This is a genomic window from Falsiroseomonas bella (assembly GCF_003173615.1).
Taxonomy (GTDB): Bacteria; Pseudomonadota; Alphaproteobacteria; order Acetobacterales; family Acetobacteraceae; genus Falsiroseomonas; species Falsiroseomonas bella.
Window position 1 is genome coordinate 929482 of the sequence record NZ_QGNA01000001.1, and the last position, 21435, is coordinate 950916.

Annotated in this window: 17 protein-coding genes; 3 read left to right on the forward strand and 14 right to left on the reverse strand. The window is 69.2% G+C overall.

From position 1 onward, the window contains the following. Positions 1-30: 30 nt before the first annotated feature. The gene (locus DFH01_RS04315) at positions 31-1017 is read right to left on the reverse strand and encodes a TRAP transporter substrate-binding protein (protein WP_109869131.1); all 987 of its coding nucleotides are present in this window, start codon (positions 1015-1017) and stop codon (positions 31-33) included. Positions 1018-1157: 140 nt separating this feature from the next. Here DFH01_RS04315 and DFH01_RS28065 point away from each other — a divergent pair, with 140 nt between their 5' ends. Beyond that, entirely contained in the window at positions 1158-1316 is a 159-nt protein-coding gene (locus DFH01_RS28065; RefSeq protein ID WP_158287612.1) for a hypothetical protein, read from the forward strand. Positions 1317-1379: 63 nt separating this feature from the next. Then, a complete protein-coding gene (locus tag DFH01_RS04320) occupies positions 1380-2729 on the forward strand; it encodes an amidase (RefSeq protein WP_109869132.1) in 1350 nt (449 codons plus the stop codon). Here DFH01_RS04320 and DFH01_RS04325 read toward each other — a convergent pair whose 3' ends face one another. The 12 genes from DFH01_RS04325 to DFH01_RS04380 form a co-directional block, all read right to left on the reverse strand. Further along, complete coding sequence (locus DFH01_RS04325; protein ID WP_109869133.1) at positions 2730-4439, reverse strand: DUF6311 domain-containing protein; 1710 nt, start codon at positions 4437-4439, stop codon at positions 2730-2732. Position 4440: 1 nt separating this feature from the next. Beyond that, entirely contained in the window at positions 4441-5394 is a 954-nt protein-coding gene (locus DFH01_RS04330) for a glycosyltransferase family 2 protein (protein ID WP_109869134.1), read from the reverse strand. A gap of 135 nt (positions 5395-5529) precedes the next feature. Further along, entirely contained in the window at positions 5530-6195 is a 666-nt protein-coding gene (locus tag DFH01_RS04335) for a hypothetical protein (protein ID WP_146216992.1), read from the reverse strand. Positions 6196-6320: 125 nt separating this feature from the next. Next, positions 6321-7031 (reverse strand): tRNA (guanine(46)-N(7))-methyltransferase TrmB, encoded by a 711-nt coding sequence (gene trmB / locus DFH01_RS04340; protein ID WP_109869136.1) that lies wholly within the window; start codon positions 7029-7031, stop codon positions 6321-6323. 59 nt (positions 7032-7090) lie between these two features. Then, positions 7091-8278, reverse strand: a complete 1188-nt coding sequence (metK, locus tag DFH01_RS04345) for a methionine adenosyltransferase (protein ID WP_109869137.1) — start codon at positions 8276-8278, stop codon at positions 7091-7093. Between the two features lie 140 nt (positions 8279-8418). Continuing rightward, a complete protein-coding gene (locus tag DFH01_RS04350) occupies positions 8419-9186 on the reverse strand; it encodes a TylF/MycF/NovP-related O-methyltransferase (RefSeq protein ID WP_199231123.1) in 768 nt (255 codons plus the stop codon). 78 nt (positions 9187-9264) lie between these two features. Beyond that, on the reverse strand, positions 9265-10263 hold the full coding sequence (locus DFH01_RS04355) for a hypothetical protein (RefSeq protein WP_109869139.1): 999 nt from the start codon (positions 10261-10263) through the stop codon (positions 9265-9267). A 12-nt stretch (positions 10264-10275) separates the two neighbouring features. Beyond that, positions 10276-11049: a 4-hydroxy-tetrahydrodipicolinate reductase gene (gene dapB, locus DFH01_RS04360; protein WP_109869140.1), complete on the reverse strand. Its 774-nt coding sequence runs from the start codon at positions 11047-11049 to the stop codon at positions 10276-10278. A 341-nt stretch (positions 11050-11390) separates the two neighbouring features. After that, positions 11391-12401 carry a trypsin-like serine protease gene (locus tag DFH01_RS29120; RefSeq protein WP_109869141.1) on the reverse strand — a complete coding sequence of 337 codons (1011 nt, stop codon included), beginning with the start codon at positions 12399-12401 and terminating at the stop codon, positions 11391-11393. A gap of 353 nt (positions 12402-12754) precedes the next feature. Further along, a complete protein-coding gene (dnaJ, locus tag DFH01_RS04370) occupies positions 12755-13906 on the reverse strand; it encodes a molecular chaperone DnaJ (protein ID WP_109869142.1) in 1152 nt (383 codons plus the stop codon). A 99-nt stretch (positions 13907-14005) separates the two neighbouring features. Next, positions 14006-15943 carry a molecular chaperone DnaK gene (gene dnaK / locus DFH01_RS04375; RefSeq protein WP_109869143.1) on the reverse strand — a complete coding sequence of 646 codons (1938 nt, stop codon included), beginning with the start codon at positions 15941-15943 and terminating at the stop codon, positions 14006-14008. Between the two features lie 223 nt (positions 15944-16166). Further along, positions 16167-18908 (reverse strand): carboxypeptidase-like regulatory domain-containing protein, encoded by a 2742-nt coding sequence (locus tag DFH01_RS04380; protein WP_109869144.1) that lies wholly within the window; start codon positions 18906-18908, stop codon positions 16167-16169. A gap of 475 nt (positions 18909-19383) precedes the next feature. Here DFH01_RS04380 and DFH01_RS04385 point away from each other — a divergent pair, with 475 nt between their 5' ends. Continuing rightward, complete coding sequence (locus DFH01_RS04385; RefSeq protein ID WP_109869145.1) at positions 19384-20670, forward strand: DUF3422 family protein; 1287 nt, start codon at positions 19384-19386, stop codon at positions 20668-20670. 149 nt (positions 20671-20819) lie between these two features. Here DFH01_RS04385 and DFH01_RS04390 read toward each other — a convergent pair whose 3' ends face one another. Continuing rightward, entirely contained in the window at positions 20820-21392 is a 573-nt protein-coding gene (locus DFH01_RS04390) for a nucleotide exchange factor GrpE (RefSeq protein WP_109869146.1), read from the reverse strand. Between the last annotated feature and the right edge of the window lie 43 nt (positions 21393-21435).

Consider the following 21435-nt stretch of genomic DNA (forward strand, 5'->3'; position numbering starts at 1 on the left):
GGGGAGGGAACGGGAAGCGGCGCCGGAAGGCTACGGCAGCTCGCGGATGCGCTGCACCATGCCGGACAGGCGCGGATTGTTGCCCGTGTACTTCTGGTAGACGGGCTCCATCAGCTGCGCCCAGGGGCTGCGGTCGGTGATCTCGATCACCGTCACGCCTGCGGCTTCGACCCGGCGGCGGGAGACCTGCTCGCGCTCCGCCCAGAGCTGCCGCTGGAACGCCGCGGATTCGCGCGCCGCGTCGCGCAGGATGTTGCGCTCCTGCTCGTTCAGGCGGCGCCAGCGCTGCACGCCCACGGCCAGCACCTCCGGCACGTTGGAGTGCTCGGTGGTGGTGTAGAAGCGCGCGACCTCGAAGTGGCGGGTGCTCTCGTAGCTCGGCCAGTTGTTCTCGGCGCCGTCGATCACGCCGGACTGCAGGGAGGTGAAGACCTCGCCGAAGGGCAGCGGCGTCGGGTTGGCGCCCATGGCGCGCATCAGGTCGATCCAGAGGTCGGAGGTCTGCACGCGGATCTTCATGCCGCGCACATCGGCCGGCGTGCGCACTGGGCGGACGGTGTAGAGGCTGCGCGCGCCCGCGTCGTACCAGGCCAGCGCGATGATGCCGATCTGCTCGAGGTCCTTCGCGATCTCCTCGCCGGCCACTCCGTCGATGGCGCGCTGCATGTGCTCCACGTTGCGGAACAGGAAGGGCAGCGTCACCACCTGGGTGGAGGGGGCGAGGTTGTTGAAGGGAGAGAGGTTGAAGTTGGCGAAGTCGATGGAGCCCAGCCGCATCTGCTGGATCGCCTCGTCCTGCTGGCCGAGCTGCGCGGAGTGATAGGTGCGCATGCGGATGCGGTTGTTGGTCCGCTGCATCACCAGCTCGCCGAAGCGGTCCATGCCGCGGCCGTTGGGGTAGTCGGCGGCGTGGATGTTCCAGCCGCGCCATTCCTGCGCCTGGCCGGGCGTCGGCGCCCATGGAAGCAGGGCGGCGGCGGCGATGGCCGCGGCCTTCAGCACGCGCGTGAGCTTCATGGACGCTCTCCCCTTTCGGCGGCGAACCGCCTGGTTACCCGCGCATCATAGGTGCAGCGCGCCCGCGTCTGTCAAATCGTCGCAAGCCGCGAACGCAAGGCACTTGCGGGCGCTAAGGTGGCACCTGCGCGAGGGATGCCATGGACGGCGAGAGCGGAACGAGGCCGGACGACGTGACCGAGGTGCCGCTGGTGCCGGCCTCGGCGGTAGGCTTCCTGCTGTATCCGCATGCGGTGCAGCTGATCCTGGACAACCCGCCCGCCAACGACCTCGGCCCGCCGCCCTCGGCCGCTCGCTGACCGCCGTCTTGCGAAGGCCGTGACGGCCGCGCAGCATCCGGCCGACCAAGCCAGGTGCCGCGCATGACCTTCCCCACGATCGCCACCGCCGCCGCGGAACTCGCCGCCGGCCGCACCACCGCCCGCGCGCTGGTGGAGGAGGCGCTCGCGCGCATCGCCGATCCTGCGGGCGAGGGCGCACGCGCCTTCGTCGCCGTGCAGGCGGACGCCGCGCGGGCCGCGGCGGATGCCGCGGATGCGCTGCGCGCCGCCGGCCGCGCGCCGAGCCCCTGGGCCGGCATCCCGATCAGCATCAAGGACCTCTACGACCAGGCCGGCGTCGTCACGCGCGGCGGGTCCGTCGCGCTGGCCGATGCGGCGCCGGCCGCCGCCACGGCCACCTCGGTCGCGCGGCTGGAACGCGCAGGCTTCGTGGTGCTCGGGCGCACCAACATGACGGAGTTCGCCTTCTCCGGCCTCGGCGTGAACCCGCATTACGGCACGCCGCGCAGCCCGTGGGACCGTGCGACCGGGCGGCTGCCCGGCGGTTCCTCCTCGGGCGCGGCGGTGGCGACGGCGGATGGGATGGGCTTCGCCGGGCTCGGCTCCGACACCGGCGGATCCTGCCGCATCCCGGCGGCGCTCTGCGGGATCGTCGGATGGAAGCCCACCGCGCGCCGGGTGCCGCTGACCGGCACGCTGCCGCTCTCCTTCACGCTGGACAGCCTGGGGCCTCTGGCACGGTCGGTCGGCTGCTGCGCGCTGCTCGACAGCCTGATGGCGGGCGAGGAGCCGTGGTCACCCGGCCTGCCCATGCCGGTGGCCGGGCTGCGCTTCGGCGTGCTGCAGGGCTACGTCACCGGCGACTGGGACGCCGGCGTGACCGCCGCCTTCGAGCGGGCGCTGTCGCGCCTTTCGGCCGCCGGGGCGCGGGTGGAGAAGCTGGTGGTGCCGGAGCTCGCGGAGATTCCCGCCGCGATGGCGAAGGCGAATTTCGCCGCCGCGGAGGCCTGGGCCTGGCATCGCCACCTGGTTGCCCGCAAGCGCGACGCCTACGACCCGCGCATCCTGGCGCGCATCCTGCGGGGCGAGGCGATGTCCGCCGCCGACTACATCGCGCTCGGCCAGGAGCGCGCGCGGATCATCGCGGCGATCGCAGCGCGGACCGCGCCCTTCGATGCGGTGGTGATGCCGACCTGCCCGCTGGTGCCGCCGCCGCTCGCCGCGGTGGAGGAGGAGGCGGAGTATGGACGCATCAACCTGCTGCTGCTGCGCAACACCACCGTCGGCAATTTCCTCGACCGCTGCGCCATCAGCCTGCCCTGCCATCGCGCCGGCGAGGCGCCGGTCGGCTTCATGCTGATGGGCGAGACGATGGGCGATGCGCGGCTGTTCGCCGTGGCGCAGGCCGTGGAGGCCGCGCTCGGCGGCTGATCAGGCGCCGGCGCGACGCACCGCATCGGGCGCGACGAACCAGCCTGGCGCCAGCACCGTGAGGCCATTGAAGGAGCCGATCAGGTCGCGCGCCGGATCGGCCGAGGCGCGCGCCAGGATGATCGCGCCCTCATCGGCCAGGACGTAGAGCGTGCCGGGCTCGAAGTCGCCTTCGGACAGCCGGCGCGCCATCTCGGCGTTCAGCGCGGCCACGCGGCGGTCGTCGAGCCGCGCGAGATAGACCGCGTCCGTGGCGAGACCCATGGTGGCGGCGAAGACCGCCACCTCCTCCCACCAATGCGCCTGGTTGCCGTTGGGGACGATGCGGATCGCCTCGTAGCGGCCCGCCGCCTCGGCCCAGAAGGGATCGGAGAGGCGCAGCGGCACCGTCTCCTCGGTCGGCGGGAAATAGGGCCGCAGCCACTGCACGCCGCCGCGCAGGTCGGCCGCCTGGACCAGGGCGAGCAGCAGCAGCACGAAGCCGGCGCGCCGCCCGCCCATGCCGCGCACCAGGGCGAAGACCGCGGCGATCAGCAGCGCGTAGATCACCGGCCAGATGAAGCGCTCGGAGGCGCGCAACGCATCCGCGTAGCGCAGCACCTCCGGCGGGATGGCGAAGAGCTCGAAGACCCGGCCGCCGATCGAGACGCGATGCGTCACGGCGAAGGCGGCCAGCCCGAGCATCGCACCTAGCAACGCCCAGTGGCGGCGCAGCACGGGCGACGGCCGCCGCAGCCAGGCGATCGCGCCGATCGCCAGCAGCAGCAACGCGCCAAGGCCGAGATAGGAACGCCCGGCTTCCAGATGCCTCGCGCCCGGCAGGTCGGGCAGGAACACGCCCCAGCTGCCCGGGTCGAACAACGCGAGGAGATCGAGCTGCATCAGCCCGTATCCGCCCCAGCTTCCGCCGAAGCCGTCGGAGAGCATGAAGAACCCGGCGAGCCAGAGACCGGCGATGCCGGTGCCGGGCGCCAGCGGGATCTCGGCCAGCAGCCAGCGCGGCGCGCGCCGCGCCGGATCGGCCGCGCGGCCGAGCAGGTCGGCGAGCCACAGGGCGCCGATCATCGGCAGGAAGTAGGAATGGATCAGCGCCGTCGCGCCGAACAGCGCCGCCCATTGCGCGAGCCGCCGCGCCGGCGACGCCTGCGTCAGGCAGAGCCACAGCCCGATCAGCAGCAGGAAATGCGCCGAGAGCGCGAAATGCCCGCCCATGCGCGCCAGCATCGCCGGCTGCAGCACGAAGAGCGCGGCGCCCGCCAGCCGCGCCAGCGGGTCCGTTGTGGCTAGGCCGAGGATGCGCCACGCCATGAAGCCCTGCAGGGCGGCACAGGCGTAGATCCACATCCCCCAGTATTGCGGCACCTCGATCATGTCGCGCAGCGCCTTGAAGGCGAAGGCGAGCAGCGGGATCGAATCGGCGAAGAAGATCGAGGAGGAGAGCTCCATCCCCCAGCCGGGATTGAGGCCGGGCGGCCAGTGCCAGGGCGTGTCCCGGAAGAAGGTCCAGCCGAGCCAGTACTGCACCGGGTCCGGCCCGATATTGCCGCTCAGCATCCAGCCGGTGTGCGAGGGGGGCAGGATGCCGGTACCGAAGAAGACCGCGACGGTCAGCAGCCCCACCAGCACCGCGCCAAGCGCGCTCGCCACGACGGTCCAGCCCGTGGGAGCGACGGCGAGGGCGGCGCCGCGCCAGGTGGTCGCGCGGGCCATGTCAGTTCAGTCGGCTCGGCAGGTGGCGCTCCGTCAGGTAGAGCGGGCGGCCCTTCGTCTCGTTGAAGATGCGGCCGAGATACTCGCCGATCACGCCGAGCATCATCATCTGTACGCCGCCGAGGAACAGCACCACCGCCAGCAGGCTGGGATAGCCGGCGACCGGGTTGCCGTAGGCCAGCGTGCGGAAGATCAGCTGCGCCAGGTAGAGCACGGCGCCGATCGCGGTGAGCAGCCCGACATAGGTGGCGATCTTCAGCGGCGCGACGGTGAAGGAGGTGATCCCCTCCAGCGAGAAGTTCCAGAGCTTCCAGTAGTTCCACTTGGTGGTGCCCGCCGCACGCGGCGCGCGGTCGTAGCGCACGGGCGTGGAGGGGAAGCCGATCCAGGCAAACAGGCCCTTCATGAAGCGGTGCTGCTCGCGCAGGCGCAACAGCGCGTCCACGGCGCGGCGGCTCATCAGCCGGAAGTCGCCGGTGTCCGGCGGGATCGTCACCTTGCCGCCGACCTTCTGCATCAGGCGGTAGAACATCGCCGCCGTCGCGCGCTTCAGCATGGTCTCTCCGGCGCGGGTGTTGCGCTGGGCGTAGACCACGTCGAAGCCCTGCCGCCAGGCTTCCACCAGGCGCGGGATGACCTCGGGCGGGTCCTGCAGGTCGGCGTCGATGATCACCACCGCCTCGCTGGACTGGGCGTGGTCCAGCCCGGCGGTCATCGCGATCTCCTTGCCGAAGTTGCGGCTGAGGTTCAGCACCGCGACATGCGGGTCGCCGGCCTGGAGTGCGAGCATCACCTCCAGCGTGCGGTCGCGCGAGCCGTCATTGACGTAGAGGACGTCCCAGGCGAGGCCGATGCCCCCCATCACCGCCGCCAGGCGGCGGTGGAATTCGGGCAGCACCTCCTCCTCGTTGAAGGCGGGGACGATGACCGTCAGGGCGGGGCTGCGGGATGTCACGGGATCTTCCGGCGGCGCAGGTAAGGCGGCGCAAGACCGGCAACAAGCAGCCAGTCCAAGGTAAAATTGTGGCAGGTCAGCCGGCGGCGCGGAGAGCGACCGAAGCGTCGCCGCTTGAACGGCGACTTGTTCCTGTCATTGCGCAGGCCCTTTCAGCGGGCCCGGACCGGCGGCGAGGGGATCGTGCGGCTGTGATCTCGGGGCTGGCGGAGCCGGCCGTTGCGGCGCGGTGGTGTCGAATGGCTGGCTGTCGGTGCGGGGATAGAGTCGAAGCATGCAATTGATGAACGCATCGGTGACCCGCCGCGTGCCGCCTAACGGGACCGTCCAGAAGCCTTCCGACCCTTCGTGGAAGACCACTCGCATGTGCAAGCCATCCGCGAAGCGGCGGACAAAGGCCAATCCCTCGGAGAGCGCATCGAATTCGTGGATCAGCACGTCCTGGAAGCGCGACGCCCGCCGCATCTGCGCGCTGAGGACCGTGCGCCCGTCGATGATGAAGGACACGCGCGCATGGACGCCCTCCGGGATCCGCCAGTTGCGGTTCAGCAATTCCAGCAGGATCGATTCATCGTTTCGCGCATGTTTTATAAGAATGCCGAGATTGTTGTTGAATTGGGATATCCCGCACATCGGATCGCCCTGGTTCGACACCGTGCGATAAGCCTCCCACGGGCCTGCAACAGCGAGTCTCGACGACTGCGCCGACGCATCGGTCGCCAGAGGCATCGCGGTGATGAACGCTGCTGTGGCGACAACCACCGTGGCGGCCGAGCGACCCAGGTGCTGCAGCGACCTCAACACGCGATCCTCCCGAGGCGGAAGCAAAAGACAGCCCAGGAGATTAATGCCGAGTCTTGCGAGCCGCGAGTATGAAGCGGTTAAGTAATGTTCGGAACCGTTTTAGGAAGCCCGCCAGGGAGACTCTAGGTTCGTGCGAAAACAAAATATATCGGCGTGCGCCCTTCGCGAAGGGCCTTTGCCTCGTAGCGCGTGCCGGGCCAGTCGGTCGGACGCGCGGTCGCGCGGTCGGCCAGGGTGAAGTCGGCGGCGTCGGTCATCACCTCCTCCACCCAGGCCTGGTAGGTCGGGTCGTCGCTGGCGATGCGCCATGTGCCGCCCGGTTTCAGCGCGCGCGCGACCAGCGGCAGCAGGGAGGGATGCACGAAGCGCCGCTTGGCGTGGCGCGACTTCGGCCAGGGATCGGGGAACAGCAGGAACAGCCGGTCAAGCGAGGCCTCCGGCAGCGCGGCCAGCAGGTGCCGCGCGTCCTGGGGCCAGAGGCGCAGATTCTTGGGCAGCGCGCCCGTCGCTTCCTCGCCCTCCGCGACCAGGCGCGTGAGCAGGGAGCAGAGGCCGTTCTCGAAGACCTCGGAGGCGATGTACGCCGCTTCGGGATGCGCGGCGACCTGCTCCAGCGCGTGCTCGCCGCCGCCGAAGCCGACCTCGAGCCAGAGCGGCGCGTCGCCGATGCCGAAGGCGGCGCGCGGATCGCGCGCCTGGTCGGGCGTCAGGCGCAGGCGGGGCAGCGTGACATCCAGCAGGCGCTGCTGGCGCGGGCGCAGCGGATGGCCGCGGCGGCGGCCATAGAGGCGATCGGGGACGCCCTCGGCGAGTGGCGGACGGTCGGCGGTCATCGGAAGTCGCGCGGCCCCCACCCCGACCCTCCCCCGCAATGCGGGGGAGGGAGGGTTCTTCAGCGCCCGAATGCGCGCTTCAGCTCGTCCACCAGGTCGGTCTTCTCCCAGGTGAACGTGCCCTTCTCCGCATCCGGCGTGCGGCCGAAATGGCCATAGGCGCTGGTGGGCACGTAGATCGGGCGGTTCAGGTGCAGATGCTCGCGGATACCGCGGGGCGAGAGGTTCACCAGCCCGTCGATCACCTTGGCCAGCTTCACCTCGTCCACGTCGCGCCCGGTGCCGTGCAGGTCGAAATAGACCGAGAGCGGCTTGGAAACGCCGATCGCGTAGCTGACCTGGATGGTGCACTTGTCGGCCAGGCCCGCGGCGACGACGTTCTTCGCCACGTAGCGCGCGGCATAGGCGGCGCTGCGGTCGACCTTGGTCGGGTCCTTGCCGCTGAACGCGCCGCCGCCATGCGGGGCCGCGCCGCCATAGGTGTCCACGATGATCTTGCGCCCCGTCAGGCCGCAGTCGCCGTCCGGGCCGCCGATCACGAACTTGCCGGTGGGGTTCACGTAGAACTCGTCGGCGGGGCACATCCAGCCCTTGGGCAGGGTGCTTTCCACCAGCGGCCAGAGCATGCGCTTGATCTCGGCCTGCTCCAGCCCCTCGACATGCTGGGTGGAGACGACGACGGAGGTGGCGCCGACCGGCTTGCCGTCCACGTAGCGCAGCGTGACCTGGGACTTCGCGTCGGGCAGCAGGCCCTGGACCATCTTGTCGTTGTTGCGGCGCAGCTCGCTGATGCGGCGCAGGATGGTGTGGGCGTAGTAGAGCGGCGCCGGCATCAGGTCCGGCGTCTCGCGGCAGGCATAGCCGAACATGATGCCCTGGTCGCCGGCGCCCTCGTCCTTGTTGCCGGCGGCGTCCACGCCCTGCGCGATATGCGCGGACTGCGCGTGCAGGTGGCACTCGACCTTGGCGTTCTGCCAGTGGAAGCCGTCCTGCTCGTAGCCGATGTCGTGGATCGCCATGCGGGCGAGGTGCTGCAGCAGGTCGGGAGTGACGCTGCCGGGGCCGCGGACCTCGCCGGCCAGCACCACGCGGTTGGTGGTCACCAGCGTCTCGCAGGCCACGCGCGAATAGGGGTCGGCAGTGAGGAAGGCGTCGAGGACGGTGTCGGAGATGCGGTCCGCCACCTTGTCGGGATGGCCCTCGGAGACGCTCTCCGAGGTGAACAGATACTCGCCGGTATCGCGCATGGCTTGGTTCGGCCTCTTGTCGCGTGGAATGGCCGGCTGACCCCGGCCGCGGAAGACCCGGCGGATCCGGGACGGGGGCGTATCGCAGCGCAGTGAGGCAGGGTCAAGGCAGGCCGGGCGGCTTGCCGCCCGGCCGCGGATCAGCCCTGCGGATAGGGCTGCAGCTTGTCGGCGAAGGCGAAGGTCGGGTTGGATTCGACCACGACGGCCACCTGCTGATGCTGCGCCTGGCAGCCGATGTAGCGATAGGTCGCGCCGGATGCGCGCACCCATTCGAGCCATGCCTTGTGCTCGTGGTTCCGCCAGCCGGGGTAGTTGAAATACTCGTTGAAGGCCACGAGCGTGCCCGGCCCGATATGCGGCCCGAGATGGCGCAGGATGTCCATCGTCGAGGAATAGAGGTCGCAATCCACGTGCAGGTAGGACACCGGCTCGGGGTGCGCGGCGACGAAGCCGGGCAGGGTCTCGCTGAACCAGCCGATGACGAGCTCGGCGTTGGCCGGCACGGGCGGCGGGGTGCTGCGGGCGAAGGCGCCTTCGCCGCGGCCGAACTTCCAGGCCTCGGGCAGGCCCTTGAAGCTGTCGAAGCCGTAGACCGTCTGGTCCGGGCTGGCCTGCGCGATGGTGGTGAGCGTGCGGCCCGAGGCGACGCCGAATTCCAGCGCCAGGCCGCGGATGCGCCGCTGCTGCAGCGACCACTTGTAGAACTGGCGCGTGTTGTTCAGCAGCGTCGCGCCGTCCATGTGCTCCATGTAGTAGCGCGCGCTTTCGTAGCCGGAGACCAGCCGCGCCATCTTGCGGATGTCGCAGGAATCGCCGAAGCCGCCGAAGACGTGCTGGAAGATCGCCTCCGCGAGGGCGGTCTTCTCCGGGTCGGGCGGCTCGGCCCCGCGGGCCGGGCGAGGCATCGCATCCTCGGGCATCAGCGCTCCGTCTCGGTCGGTTGTTTCGGGATGACCGGGGTCTAGAGACGGGTCATGGGGCCGTCAAGCAGAGGGCGGCCGGGCGTCGGGCTTCGGCAAGGACGCCGCCGCGGCCGGGACGGTCGGATGCGGCACGGTGCCGGTCTTGGCGCAGACCGCGAGATAGAGGCGCGCGACCTTCGGGATCGCCGGCCGGCGGATGGCGACGAAGGCCAGGTGCGGCAGGGCTTCCTCGTAGCGGCGCTCCCCGGCCAGGAAGGCGCCGAGCGCGTAGTTCAGCCAGAGATGCTTGCGGTTGATGGCCAGCCCGGCGCGCAGATGCGCCTCCCGCTCCTCGGGCGGGCCGGCAGCGGCGCGGTTCATGTGCCATTCCGGGCTGCGTTCCAGCTTGGGCGCGATCTCCGCCAGCAGGTCCTCCGCCGTCGGCGTGCCGGCGAGCACGCGCAGCACGATGCGCGACAGCGCCCCGGCCTCCACGAGCACGCGGGAGACGGTGTGGCCGCCGGCCGGCACCTCCACCGGCACCACATCGGCGCCCTGCGCCATGATCAGGCGCGCATGCTCCGCGTCGCGGGTGCCGGGCTCGTAGATGATGTAGTGGCGGCAGCCCTTCGCCACGCTGCCGTCCCAGGGCTGGAAGGCGATGCGCGCGGCCTCCGGCGCCCAGCGAGTCTCGAAGGGGACGAGGTCGCGCCGGATGCTGAATTGCGGCGCGAAGGCGACGCTGCGCGTGGCCCGGAAGCGGTCGGACAGCGTCACCGAGCCATAGGCGCCCATGCTGGCGCCCATCGCCGCGACATCCGGCCCGGTGACCCGCGCCACCGCGGCCAGGCAGTCCTCCATGTCCGGATACTGGTACCAGCTGTTGTCCACCGGGACGATGTGCAGCGCGTTCAGGCGGTATTTCGCCGCGAAGCGGTCGCCGAAGGGGCGGTTCTGCCGGTTGCGCCACAGCGGCTCGAAGGTGACGAGCTCGTAGCCCTCGGCCTCGAGGCGCGCGGGATCGGCGACATTGGCCAGCACGCGCAGCGTCGGCGAGGCATAGAGCTCGGGGAGCGACATCGCGGCCCGGCCTCAGCCGATCCCGAGCACGTCCTTCATGTCGTAGAGGCCGGGCGGCCGGCCCTGCAGCCAGAGCGCGGCGCGCACCGCGCCGGTGGCATAGGCGCGACGGTCGAAGCTGCGATGGGTCAGCGCGATATGCTCGGTCGCGGCGGCGAAGAGCAGCGTGTGCTCGCCCACCACCTGGCCGCCGCGCAGCGCGGCGAAGCCGATGGCGCCGGTGGCGCGGGCGCCGGTGTGCCCGTCGCGCCCGCTTTCCTTGCCCGCTTCTTCCAGCGTGGTGCCGCGCCCCTTGGCGACGGCGCGGCCCATGGCGATGGCGGTGCCGGAGGGTGCGTCCACCTTCTGGCGGTGGTGCATCTCCACGATCTCCGCGTCGTATTGCGCGGCGGGCAGGGCTGCGGCCATGCGCTCGGCCAGGGCGAGGACCAGGTTCACGCCGGGCGCGAAATTCGCGGCATAGACGATCGGCACGCGCTGCGCGGCCTCGGCCACGGCGCGTTCCTGCGCGGCGTTGAGGCCGGAGGAGCCGAGAACGAAGCCCCTGCCCGCCGCGGCGGCGAGCGTGGCGTGCGGAACGGCTTCCTCGGCATGGGTGAAGTCGATCACGACGTCGGCGGCGGCGAAGAGCGCGGCGGCGTCCGGCAGCAGCGCGGCGCCGGAAGGCGGCGCCTTGCCCGAGCCGGGCCGCACGGTGCCGCCGGCCAGCGTCGCGCCCGCCGCCGTCACTTCCTCCGCCAGCAGGCGTCCCATGCGGCCGGCAATGCCGGCGATGCCGATGCGCATGCGCGCTCTCCCGTGTGAGCGGGCAGGCTTTCGCGCGCGGGGCGATGGGGGTCAAGGTGGCGAAGACGCCGCCTCGCTAATACGGCCCGCGGCGCGGACCGAGTCGGTGGCTGCTGTCCGTCGCCCCTGCGGCCTGACTGAACCGGATGTCTCGCGAGCGATGCGGGCCGCCGAGTTGCACTGGCATTGGAAAGACGCGCCGGCATGGTCAGGTCAAGGGCAAACGGCAGCTCCCTCGAGTCTTGGGACAGGAGCCAAGCGCGCGGGTCGCAGTCTAATCAGTTTGCTCCCTTGCTCGAACTGGCCACTGATCATGGCCGCACCCCTGCGGCACGGAGCACTTAGCCTCGGCGATGATCGAGACTGCGCCGAGTCAAGAACGACGCAACGCCGAGCGCTCCCAATCCGGTGCCGAACAGGGCGAGGGCTGCTGGTTCGAAGACAAGGAAGACGCCATGGCTCTCAAGGAAGGCGCGGTTCCAGTCAGGCCGTGGATAAAAGGTCACGGTGCCGAAGTTGCAGACCGATTGCACCACCGACCCTCCCAGAACACCGATGATGAGGTCGCCAGTGACCAGTGGACTACCACTGTCGCCAGGGCATCCAGTACCCTCAAGTCGCGAGTATATATCGACGCCATCGCGGTATCCGCTACCAAGATCGGGGACGCCGGGCTGGTCAAAATCTACCAGAAGAAAACTCTTGCCGAGAGACAGATCGAAATAGGGGCGATTAACAGCTGCCCGCTTCACGCCTCCCGTGTCGTTCTGGAGCCCGGTGGTGCCATCGCCGCCAAGTCCGAAACCGACAAGCGTTGCGGTGTTGCCGCCCGGCGAGGCAGTAACTCTCATCGGCGTGATATTTGTGACCGATCGCGCAAGCTCAAGGAGCGCGATATCGAATGCATTGCGACCATCCCATGTGGGGAGATGAATGGCGCTGCCACCAATCTTCTGCGTCGTCCCGCTGAATACATCGCTGCCAAGACGGAATTCGACGCTACTCGCCTGAAAGTCCGCGAGGTTGTCGCCGGCTGCATCGAAGCAGTGAGCAGCAGTCAGGACAAGCTTTGGTGTAACTAGCGTGCCAGTACAGAGGTTAAAATCGCCGGCATTACCCGTGGGGGTGAGGATGCCTCCTACTGCTGGAAAGCGGCTTGCGAATGCCACGGAGCTAGACAGCAACTGATTGTCAGCAATTATCACAGAACGCGCAGGACTGACGGCTAAAAATGCTGCCGCAAGGCCGACGACACACCGTGAAAGGCGGCGCAACCATCGGCTGCTGGTCACCCTGACGTAAGCTCGCGTGTGGTCGTCACGCGCTTGTTGCAGATCCGCACTGGTGCTCATTGGCCGGCCCTACCATGCCGAAACAGTTCATGGCATTCATCCGACATATAAAAATGCTAAGCAAGAAAAAGCGAATTCATGTGGCGATGAGGGCGTGCCCGACGCCGCCTCGCCCACTCGTCCGCCTCGCGGCTCAGAAACTTGCCCCACGGCCACTGCCCGGCGGTCCTGCCCTGAGCGGCGTTTGGGGGGCCGGCGGCGGCGCGGGTGGGACCGTCTCCGCGCCGCCGCCTGCCGAAGCCGCCGCTGGGGGGGTGCGGCGGTCTCCGGGTCAACGTCGGGCGCTGACGCAGGTTTCCAACGCCGGCAAGCGAGCGGGGGAGCCGATCCGGGTCACATCGCCGTTGGCCTGATCAGCGGCCGAGGCCGTCCCAGAACTCCTTCACCTTGGCGAAGAAGCCCTCGCTCTCGGGGCTCGAGCGGCCGGATTTCTCGGCCTCGCGCTCGAACTCGGCCAGCAGCTCCTGCTGGCGCTTCGTCAGGTTCTGCGGCGTCTCGACCGCGACCTGGACATACATGTCGCCGCGCGCCGCGCTGCGCAGGACGGAGAAGCCCTTGCCGCGCAGGCGGAACTGGTCGCCCGCCTGGGTGCCGGCCGGGATCGTCACCTTGGCCCGGCCGCCATCCACGGTCGGCACTTCCACCGCGCCGCCCAATGCCGCCTGCGTCATGCGCAGCGGCACGCGGACAAAGATGTTGGCGCCGTCGCGCTGGAAGATCGGGTGGGAGCGCACCGCGACATCCACATAGAGGTCGCCCGGCGGCGCGCCGCGCAGCCCGGCCTCGCCCTCGCCGGTCAGGCGGATGCGCGTGCCGTCCTCGACGCCGGCCGGGATGGTGACAGAGAGGGTGCGGTCGCGCTGCACCCGGCCCTGGCCGGCGCAGACCTTGCAGGGGTTCTTGATGGTGCGGCCGGAGCCGCCGCAGGTCGGGCAGGTCCGTTCGATCAGGAAGAAGCCCTGCTGCGCCCGCACCTTTCCCGAGCCGCCGCAGGTGCCGCAGGTCGCCGCGGCCTGGGCGGCGGCACCCTCGGCGCCGGTGCCCTTGCAGGCTTCGCAGGCGACGGTGGTGGAAATGCGGATGGTCTTCTTCGCGCCGGCGAAGGCCTCTTCCAGGGTCACCTCGACCGCGGTGCGCAGGTCGCTGCCGCGCCCCACGGGACCGCCGCGGCCACGGCCGCCGCGCAGGCCGCCGAACATCTCCTCGAAGATGTCCTCGAAGGCGCCGCCGAAGGGATTGCCGCCGGCGAAGCCGCCGGCCCCCGGACCGCCGCCGCCCTGCTCGAAGGCGGCATGGCCGAAGCGGTCATAGGCGGCGCGCTTCTCGGCGTCCTTCAGGACATCATAGGCCTCGTTCAGCTCCTTGAACTTGGCCTCGGCCGCCTTGTCCCCCTGGTTGCGGTCGGGGTGGTACTGCATGGCGAGCTTGCGGTAGGCCTTCTTCAGGTCCTCCTCGCTCGCCTCCCGGGCGACGCCCAGGACCTGATAGTAATCACGCTTGGCCATGGGGCCGTCGGTCCTCGCTCAGCCGGAAGTGCCGCATGGCAACGCCCGACCTCCTCGCGGAAGCCGGGCGTGCCGTTCCTACCCGATCGGAAGAGCCCGTTACGAGGGCTTCTTCTTGTCCGGGTCCACCTCCTCGAACTCGGCGTCCACCACCTTGTCGTTCGGGTTGGCACCCGGGCCGGACTGGGCGCCAGGCTGAGGACCGCCGGCGCCCGCCTGCTGCTCGGCCGCCTGCTGCTGCTTGTAGAGCGCCTCGCCCATCTTCATCGCCGCCTGGGAGAGCTTTTCGCTCGCCGCGCGGATGGCATCAGCGTCCTGGCCTTCCATCGCGCCGCGCGCTTCCGTCAGGGCGTTCTCCACCTCGGCCTTCTCCGCCGCGCCGACCTTGTCGCCGTTCTCGCGCAGGGTCTTCTCGGTGGAGTGGACCAGCGCATCGAGGCCGTTGCGCGCCTCCACCGCCTCGCGGCGCTTCTTGTCGGCTTCGGCGTTGGCCTCCGCCTCGCGCACCATGCGCTCGATGTCGGAGTCCGACAGGCCGGACTTGGCCTGGATCTTGATCTGCTGCTCCTTGCTGGTGGCCTTGTCCTTCGCGCTGACGGAGACGATGCCGTTCGCGTCGATGTCGAAGGTCACCTCGATCTGCGGCACGCCGCGCGGCGCGGGCGGGATGCCTTGCAGGTCGAACTGGCCGAGCAGCTTGTTGTCGGCCGCCATCTCGCGCTCGCCCTGGAACACCTTGATGGTCACCGCCGACTGGTTGTCGTCCGCGGTGGAGAACACCTGGGACTTCTTGGTCGGGATGGTGGTGTTGCGGTCGATCAGGCGGGTGAAGACGCCGCCCAGCGTCTCGATGCCGAGCGACAGCGGCGTGACGTCCAGCAGCAGCACGTCCTTCACGTCGCCCTTGAGCACGCCGCCCTGGATGGCCGCGCCGATGGCCACGACCTCGTCGGGGTTGACGTTGCGGGCAGGCTCCTTGCCGAAGAACTGCTTCACCGCCTCGATGACCTTCGGCATGCGGGTCATGCCGCCAACCAGGATCACCTCGTCGATCTCGCCGGCCGAGAGGCCGGCATCCTTCAGCGCCTGCTTGCAGGGCTCGAGCGTGCGCTGGATCAGGTCATCGACCAGCGCCTCAAGCTTCGCGCGCGTGAGCTGCAGCACCAGGTGCTTCGGCCCGGACGCATCGGCGGTGATGAAGGGCAGGTTGATCTCGGTCTGCTTCGAGGAGGAGAGCTCGATCTTCGCCTTCTCGGCGGCTTCCTTCAGGCGCTGCAGCGCCAGGCGGTCGCCGCGCAGGTCGATGCCCTGCTCCTTCTTGAACTCGTCCGCCAGGTAATCGATGACGCGGGCGTCGAAATCCTCGCCGCCGAGGAAGGTGTCGCCGTTGGTGGACTTCACCTCGAACACGCCGTCGCCGATCTCGAGCACGGAGACGTCGAAGGTGCCGCCGCCGAGGTCGTAGACCGCGATGGTGCCGCCCTTCTTCTGATCCATGCCATAGGCGAGCGCGGCCGCGGTCGGCTCGTTGATGATGCGCAGGACTTCCAGCCCCGCGATCGCGCCGGCTTCCTTGGTGGCTTGGCGCTGCGCGTCGTTGAAGTAGGCCGGGACGGTGATGACGGCCTGGGAAACCTTCTCGCCGAGGAAGGCCTCGGCGGTCTCCTTCATCTTCGTCAGGATGTAGGCGCTGATCTGCTGCGGGGCGTATTTCTTGCCCTCGACCTCGACCCAGGCGTCGCCGTTGTCGGCGCGGACGATGGAATAGGGCACCAGGCCCTTGTCCTTCGCGACCATCGGGTCGTCGTAGCGGCGGCCGATCAGGCGCTTCACCGCATACAGCGTGTTCATGGGGTTGGTGACGGCCTGCCGCTTCGCGGACTGGCCGACCAGGCGCTCGCCATTCTTGGCGAAGGCGACCATGGAGGGGGTGGTGCGGGCGCCCTCCGCATTCTCGACCACCCTCACGTCCTTGCCTTCCATGATGGCGACGCAGGAATTGGTCGTGCCGAGGTCGATGCCGATGACCTTGCTCATCCGTATGCTCCTGTTCGGCGGCGTGGGGGCGGCCCCGAAGGCACCGCGCCCGGCCCCTGCCGGATGGTGGGGTTAGAAGGGATGCGGGTGAGATAATTGCCGTGTCCCCGCGGGGCAAGGGGTCGCGGCGTCGGCGCGCTGTGTACGAGCCATGGGCCGCCCCTTGGGGGGGCGGCCCATGCCTCTTGCGGCGGCTGTGGCGGCCCCGCGGCCGCCCGGCCTGTCAGGCGATGATGGCGCTGGAGTCCAGATGCTGCATGTTGTTCATGGCATCCAGCGCGCTGGCGACAGCGGTGAAGTCCGCGGTCGTCCTGGTGTAGTCGCCACCGGGGCTATAGATGTCGCTGACCAGGGCCCTGATGTCGGCGACGGTGATGTAGTCGCCGCCGTCGAGGTCGTTGCTGTAGTCGGCGATGTTGTACAGGATCGTCAGCCAGCCATCGAGCTTGGCCTGGTCCTGCCCGGCGAACATATAGAGCTGGTATTCGTCGATCTGGTAGTTGATTTCGTTCGTCGCGGCATTGGCGAAGCCCGCGGCGCTGGCCCGCAGGAACGCGCTCTCGCCGCCGCCCGTCGCGGTCAGTGCCTGTGCGAAGGACGTGGACTGCGTGGCGCCACGAGCGTTGACGCCGAAGTAGAGCTCGTAGCCGTTGGTGGTTGTCTGCGTCATCGTCGGGAAGCCGGCGGCGGCGAACTCGTCGTGCGTCTCCTGGTTGAACTTGGCCGGCCAGTTCCGCCAGAAGCCCGGCGTCTGGGCGGTGCCGTTCTCCAGCTCGAAGTTGGTGAAGTCGATGTCCTCGATGGCCTGGCCGGAGGTGGTCAGGTCGGCCCCGACCTCCATCGCGGTCTGGTTCATGTAGCCATCCTGCTGCACTTCCTGGACGACGTAGTTGCCCAGCGTGAGCCCGAAGAAGCTGTAGTTGCCGTCATCGTCCGTGGTCGTGAAGGCGACGAGCGTCTCGCCCTCGTCGACCGCGCCGTTGTCGTTGGCGTCCGCGTAGAGGTTGATGGTCCAGCCCACGCCCGCCGTCAGCTCGCCGCCTGATCCGAAGCCGTTGGAGTCGATGAACTTCGTGCCGGAGATGGAGCCGAACTGGGTGTTCAGGAAGTCGAAGCTGTCCGCTTCGCCCGAGGTGCCGATGCTGCCTTCCTCGTCGAAGTCGTCCCCGGCGCTGCCGTTGGTGCGATACCAGACGTCCGGCAGGGCAAGTTCCTCGATGATATAGGCGGTGCCGACCTTCAGCATGTCGGCGAACACCACCGTGCCATTGGTCGCACCGTCGGCATCGCCGGCCCCGCCGTCCGTGGCGTAGCTGACGTAGTCCATCCCGTCCTGCGTGTAGCTCAGGCGGAAGGTCCAGCCGGTGAGCGGCCCTTCATCCCCATCCACCTCGCCGTTGCCGTTCGCATCCAGATACTTCGTCGCGGACACCGAGCCATACTGCGCGTTCAGGAAGTCGAAGCTGTCGTCCTCGCCCGAGGTGCCGATGCTGCCGTCCTCGTCGAGGTCGCTGCCGTTGGTGCGATACCAGGTGCCGTCCAACAGCTGTTCCGCGATGACGTAGCTGGTGCCGACCTTCAGCATGTCGGCGAACACCACCGTGCCATTGGCCGCGCCGTCGGCATCGCCGGCCCCGCCGTCCGTGGCGTAGCTGACGTAGTCCATGCCGTCCTGCGTGTAGCTCAGGCGGAAGGTCCAGCCGGTGAGCGGCCCTTCATCCCCATCCACCTCGCCGTTGCCGTTCGCGTCCAGATACTTCGTCGCCGACACCGAGCCATACTGCGCGTTCAGGAAGTCGAAGCTGTCGTCCTCGCCCGAGGTGCCGATGCTGCCGTCCTCGTCGAGGTCGCTGCCGTTGGTGCGATACCAGGTGCCGTCCAACAGCTGTTCCGCGATGACGTAGCTGGTGCCGACCTTCAGCATGTCGGCGAACACCACCGTGCCATTGGCCGCACCGTCGGCATCGCCGGCCCCGCCGTCCGTGGCGTAGCTGACGTAGTCCATCCCGTCCTGCGTGTAGCTCAGGCGGAAGGTCCAGCCGGTGATCGGCTCCTCGCCCTCATCCACCATGCCGTTGCCGTCGGCATCCAGATACTTCGTCGCCGACACCGAGCCATACTGGGTGTTGGCGAAATCGAGGCCGGCGTTCTCCTGCGGGTCCACCGCGTAGCCCGCCATGCCGAGGGTCTGGTAGTAGCCGTCAGGGCCGACCTCCAGCACGAACTTGCCGGTGAGGTCGTCAAGGTCGGCGCCCGGAATGATGATCAGCCAGGTGCCGTCGTCGGCCGTCACGGTGGACAGCTCGTCCGCATCGAACATCCCGTTGTCGTTGGCATCGATGAAGATCGTGACGCCCGCGAGACCGATGTCCCCGTCTTCGATCACACCATTGCCGTTCAGGTCGTGGTATTTCGTGCCGGAGATGAGCAGGTCGGTCACGGGCGGCTCGCAGAACTCGCCGACCAGCTTGAGGCTGTTGGTGCCTTCCACGCCCGTGACGCTCATGACCCGCAGGCCGACGATGCTCTCGATCAGATCGTCCAGGGTGAGGTTGGTATCCGCCAGCGAAATGACGATGGAGGTGGTCTCGAAGTAGTCGGGGCTGGCGCCGGAGGTGCCGATCTCTACACCGAGGTCGAAGGCGACGACGGCATTCGGATCACAGAGATCATCCGTGCCGTTCGCGGCGTCGCCCTCCATGTTCGCGCCGCCGCCGAGATTCACAACGCCGTCTTCCTCGCGCTGAATCTCCGTGATGTCTGCACCGGTGATCGACAGGGAGTAGAGCCACGTGAAGAGCGGGCTGTCCGGGTCGAAATCGAAGAAGATGCCGCGGATGTCCCCGCCATAGGGATCGTTGATCGTGACCGTGACCTTCAGGTCGGAATACATGTCGGAGGTGAAATCATCCTCCTCGATGGTGACCGTCGCGTAGCCGTTGAAGAGACTGAGAGTGGTGGACATGGCCGTTCCGCCTCCTGCTGGCCGATTGCCGTCCGTGCCTCGCTCACAGTCCCGGTGCGCCTGGCGGCGCAATGCCCGAAAGGTCCGCAGCGGCCGGTCGCGCAGCCGGCATCTTCGCCACCCCGGATGCGCGCGCCACCAATTGCCAGCGGAACATCTTATATATTGTGATCATAATGGTTGTGCGGGGTGCGGGCCCCGCTTCGTTGCCGCTCTTGGAGCACCCGGTCCGGCGCCCGCAGCGACGACTTCCGGCTACACCATCCCTGTCCGGCACAACCGCCAAGATATAGTATATGTCTTATATTAACGCTGAATTAACGCCGCACTTGGCCAGATTACGGAAAAATCATGTGCGCGAGTGCGTCACGCGGCAGCTTCTCGTCGGGGCTTTCGCGGTCGGCGCCCGGTGGCACGGCACGCACGACCAAAGGTGTTTGTCGCCGCACGCCGCCGCTATAAGTGCTCGCCCGACATGATCCAGAACCTCCCCCTGCACCCCGACCGCGACCTGCTGGCCGGGGAGCTGCACGCACGCCCGCCGCTGCCGCTGGCCACGCCGGTGACGATCAGCCGCCTCGCCTGCCTGGCCGAGCCGGGCGCCACGAAAGGCACCGCGATCGAGCACCTGGCGATGCTCTGCCGCCGCTACGGCGTGACGCCGCCGGCGCCGGGCGCGGATTTCTGGATCGGCGATTTCGGGCGATTCTCGCTGCGCTACGAACGGCACACCGAGTTCGACGGCTGGACCTTCTTCCGGCCCGGCCCCGATTCCGGCGCCCCCGACCCCTTCGACGAGACGGCGATCGAAGCGGTGCCGACGGACTGGCTCGCCGCCCTGCCCGGCCGGACACTGGTGGCCAGCCATATCGCCGTGCTCCGCACCCAGGGCGAGGACGAGCCGCCACCCCCCGGCTGCTTCGTGCCGGACAACCTGGCGGGCGCGAACCTCTCCGCCGGCGCGGCGACCTGCTGGACCGATTTCCGCCTCGGCGCCGATGGCTTCACCCGGCTGCTGCTGCAGGACCACGGGATGACGCCGGCCACCGCCGGCCGCCTGGCCCAGGCGCTGTGGGAGATCGAGACCTACCGGATGCTGGCGCTGCTGGCCCTGCCCGCCGCGCGGACGGCGACGGCGGAGCTCACGCGCGCCTCCGAACGGCTGGCCGCGATCGCCGGGCGGCTGCCCGGCCTCAGCGAGCTGGAAGAGGAGCGCGCCGCGCTCGAGGAGCTGACCGACCTCGCCACCGGGATCGAGCAGCAGGCTGCCGTCACGGCCGATCGATTCTCGGCTGGGCGGGCCTATCACGCGCTGGTCGGGCGGCGGCTGCAGGTGCTGCGCGAACAGCGGCTGCATGGCGTGCCGACGCTGACGGAATATCTGGAGCGACGGCTGGACCCGGCGATGGCCACGGTGGATGCGGCGCGCAACCGCATCCAGACCCTCTCCACCCGCTGCGCCCGCGCGGTGGAGCTGCTGCGCGCCCGCGTGGCGGTGGCGCAGGAGGAGCAGACGCAGCGCCTGCTCGCCGCCATGGCCGACACCGGCCGCGCCCAGCTCCGCCTGCAGGAGACGGTGGAGGGCCTCTCGGTCGCGGCGATCAGCTACTACGTGCTGTCGCTGCTGGGCTACGCGATCAAGCCCTTCGAGTTCGGCGGCTGGCTGCGGGGGGAGATGATCGTGGCCGTCCTGGTGCCGGTGATCGCGGCCATCGTCTGGACGCGGATGCGTCGGCGCCGGATCAAGCCGAGCCTCTTATAGGGCCATTCATACGGCGTGCGTTTTCGGAAGCCCGAAAACGCCTTCAAGCGCCAGCGCCGCACATCCGTGCGGCTCGGCTCGCCGCACCGGCGGCGGCGCCCATTCGGGCGCTCGGCCGGCGTGAAGAACGCCGGCCGCCATCGGGCTCCCTACCCCTTCCCCGCCACCACCACCATCGCGGGCTTCAGCAGCCGGCCGTTGAGCGTCCAGGAAGGGGTCCAGGCCTGGATGACCGTGCCGGGCTCGACGCCCTCCGGCGCCGGCTGCTCGGCCATGGCCTGGTGCAGCTCGGGGTCGAAGGGCTGGCCCCGCGGGTCCTTCTTCTGGATGCCGTGGCGCTCCAGCATGGAGACGAAGCCGCGCTCCACGCCCTCGAAGCCGTTGCGCAGCTTGGCCAGCAGCTCGGCCTCGCCCTCCTCGGCCTTGGGCAGGCTGTCCAGGCCGCGGCGGAGGTTCTCGGCCGTCTCCACCACGTCGCGGGCGAATTTCTGCACGGCGTAGAGCCGCGCCTCGTCCGCCTCGCGCTTGGCGCGGGCGCGCAGGTTCTGCATCTCGGCCTCGGCGCGCAGCCACTTGTCGCGCAGCTCCTGCACCTCGGATTCGAGGGCGGCGAGGCGCTCGGCCTGCGTCATCAGGGGCGCCTCGGTCGTGCTGGCCTCGGGGCCCGCCGGCGAGGTCTCGGCCGCGGGGTCGTTCGGCGTGTCGTGCTTTTCGTTCATCATCGTCGTCGGGAAAGGTGAGGGGTGCCGCCCGCGGGCGGCGCGT

Excerpts from the sequence above, each read along its gene's own strand:
- DFH01_RS04315 (WP_109869131.1), bottom strand. The coding sequence starts at position 1,017 with ATGAAGCTCACGCGCGTGCTGAAGGCCGCGGCCATCGCCGCCGCCGCC.
- DFH01_RS28065 (WP_158287612.1), top strand. The coding sequence starts at position 1,158 with ATGGACGGCGAGAGCGGAACGAGGCCGGACGACGTGACCGAGGTGCCG.
- DFH01_RS04320 (WP_109869132.1), top strand. The coding sequence starts at position 1,380 with ATGACCTTCCCCACGATCGCCACCGCCGCCGCGGAACTCGCCGCCGGC.
- DFH01_RS04325 (WP_109869133.1), bottom strand. The coding sequence starts at position 4,439 with ATGGCCCGCGCGACCACCTGGCGCGGCGCCGCCCTCGCCGTCGCTCCC.
- trmB (WP_109869136.1), bottom strand. The coding sequence starts at position 7,031 with ATGACCGCCGACCGTCCGCCACTCGCCGAGGGCGTCCCCGATCGCCTC.
- metK (WP_109869137.1), bottom strand. The coding sequence starts at position 8,278 with ATGCGCGATACCGGCGAGTATCTGTTCACCTCGGAGAGCGTCTCCGAG.
- DFH01_RS04350 (WP_199231123.1), bottom strand. The coding sequence starts at position 9,186 with ATGCCTCGCCCGGCCCGCGGGGCCGAGCCGCCCGACCCGGAGAAGACC.
- DFH01_RS04355 (WP_109869139.1), bottom strand. The coding sequence starts at position 10,263 with ATGTCGCTCCCCGAGCTCTATGCCTCGCCGACGCTGCGCGTGCTGGCC.
- dapB (WP_109869140.1), bottom strand. The coding sequence starts at position 11,049 with ATGCGCATCGGCATCGCCGGCATTGCCGGCCGCATGGGACGCCTGCTG.
- DFH01_RS29120 (WP_109869141.1), bottom strand. The coding sequence starts at position 12,401 with ATGAGCACCAGTGCGGATCTGCAACAAGCGCGTGACGACCACACGCGA.
- dnaJ (WP_109869142.1), bottom strand. The coding sequence starts at position 13,906 with ATGGCCAAGCGTGATTACTATCAGGTCCTGGGCGTCGCCCGGGAGGCG.
- dnaK (WP_109869143.1), bottom strand. The coding sequence starts at position 15,943 with ATGAGCAAGGTCATCGGCATCGACCTCGGCACGACCAATTCCTGCGTC.
- DFH01_RS04380 (WP_109869144.1), bottom strand. The coding sequence starts at position 18,908 with ATGTCCACCACTCTCAGTCTCTTCAACGGCTACGCGACGGTCACCATC.
- DFH01_RS04385 (WP_109869145.1), top strand. The coding sequence starts at position 19,384 with ATGATCCAGAACCTCCCCCTGCACCCCGACCGCGACCTGCTGGCCGGG.
- DFH01_RS04390 (WP_109869146.1), bottom strand. The coding sequence starts at position 21,392 with ATGATGAACGAAAAGCACGACACGCCGAACGACCCCGCGGCCGAGACC.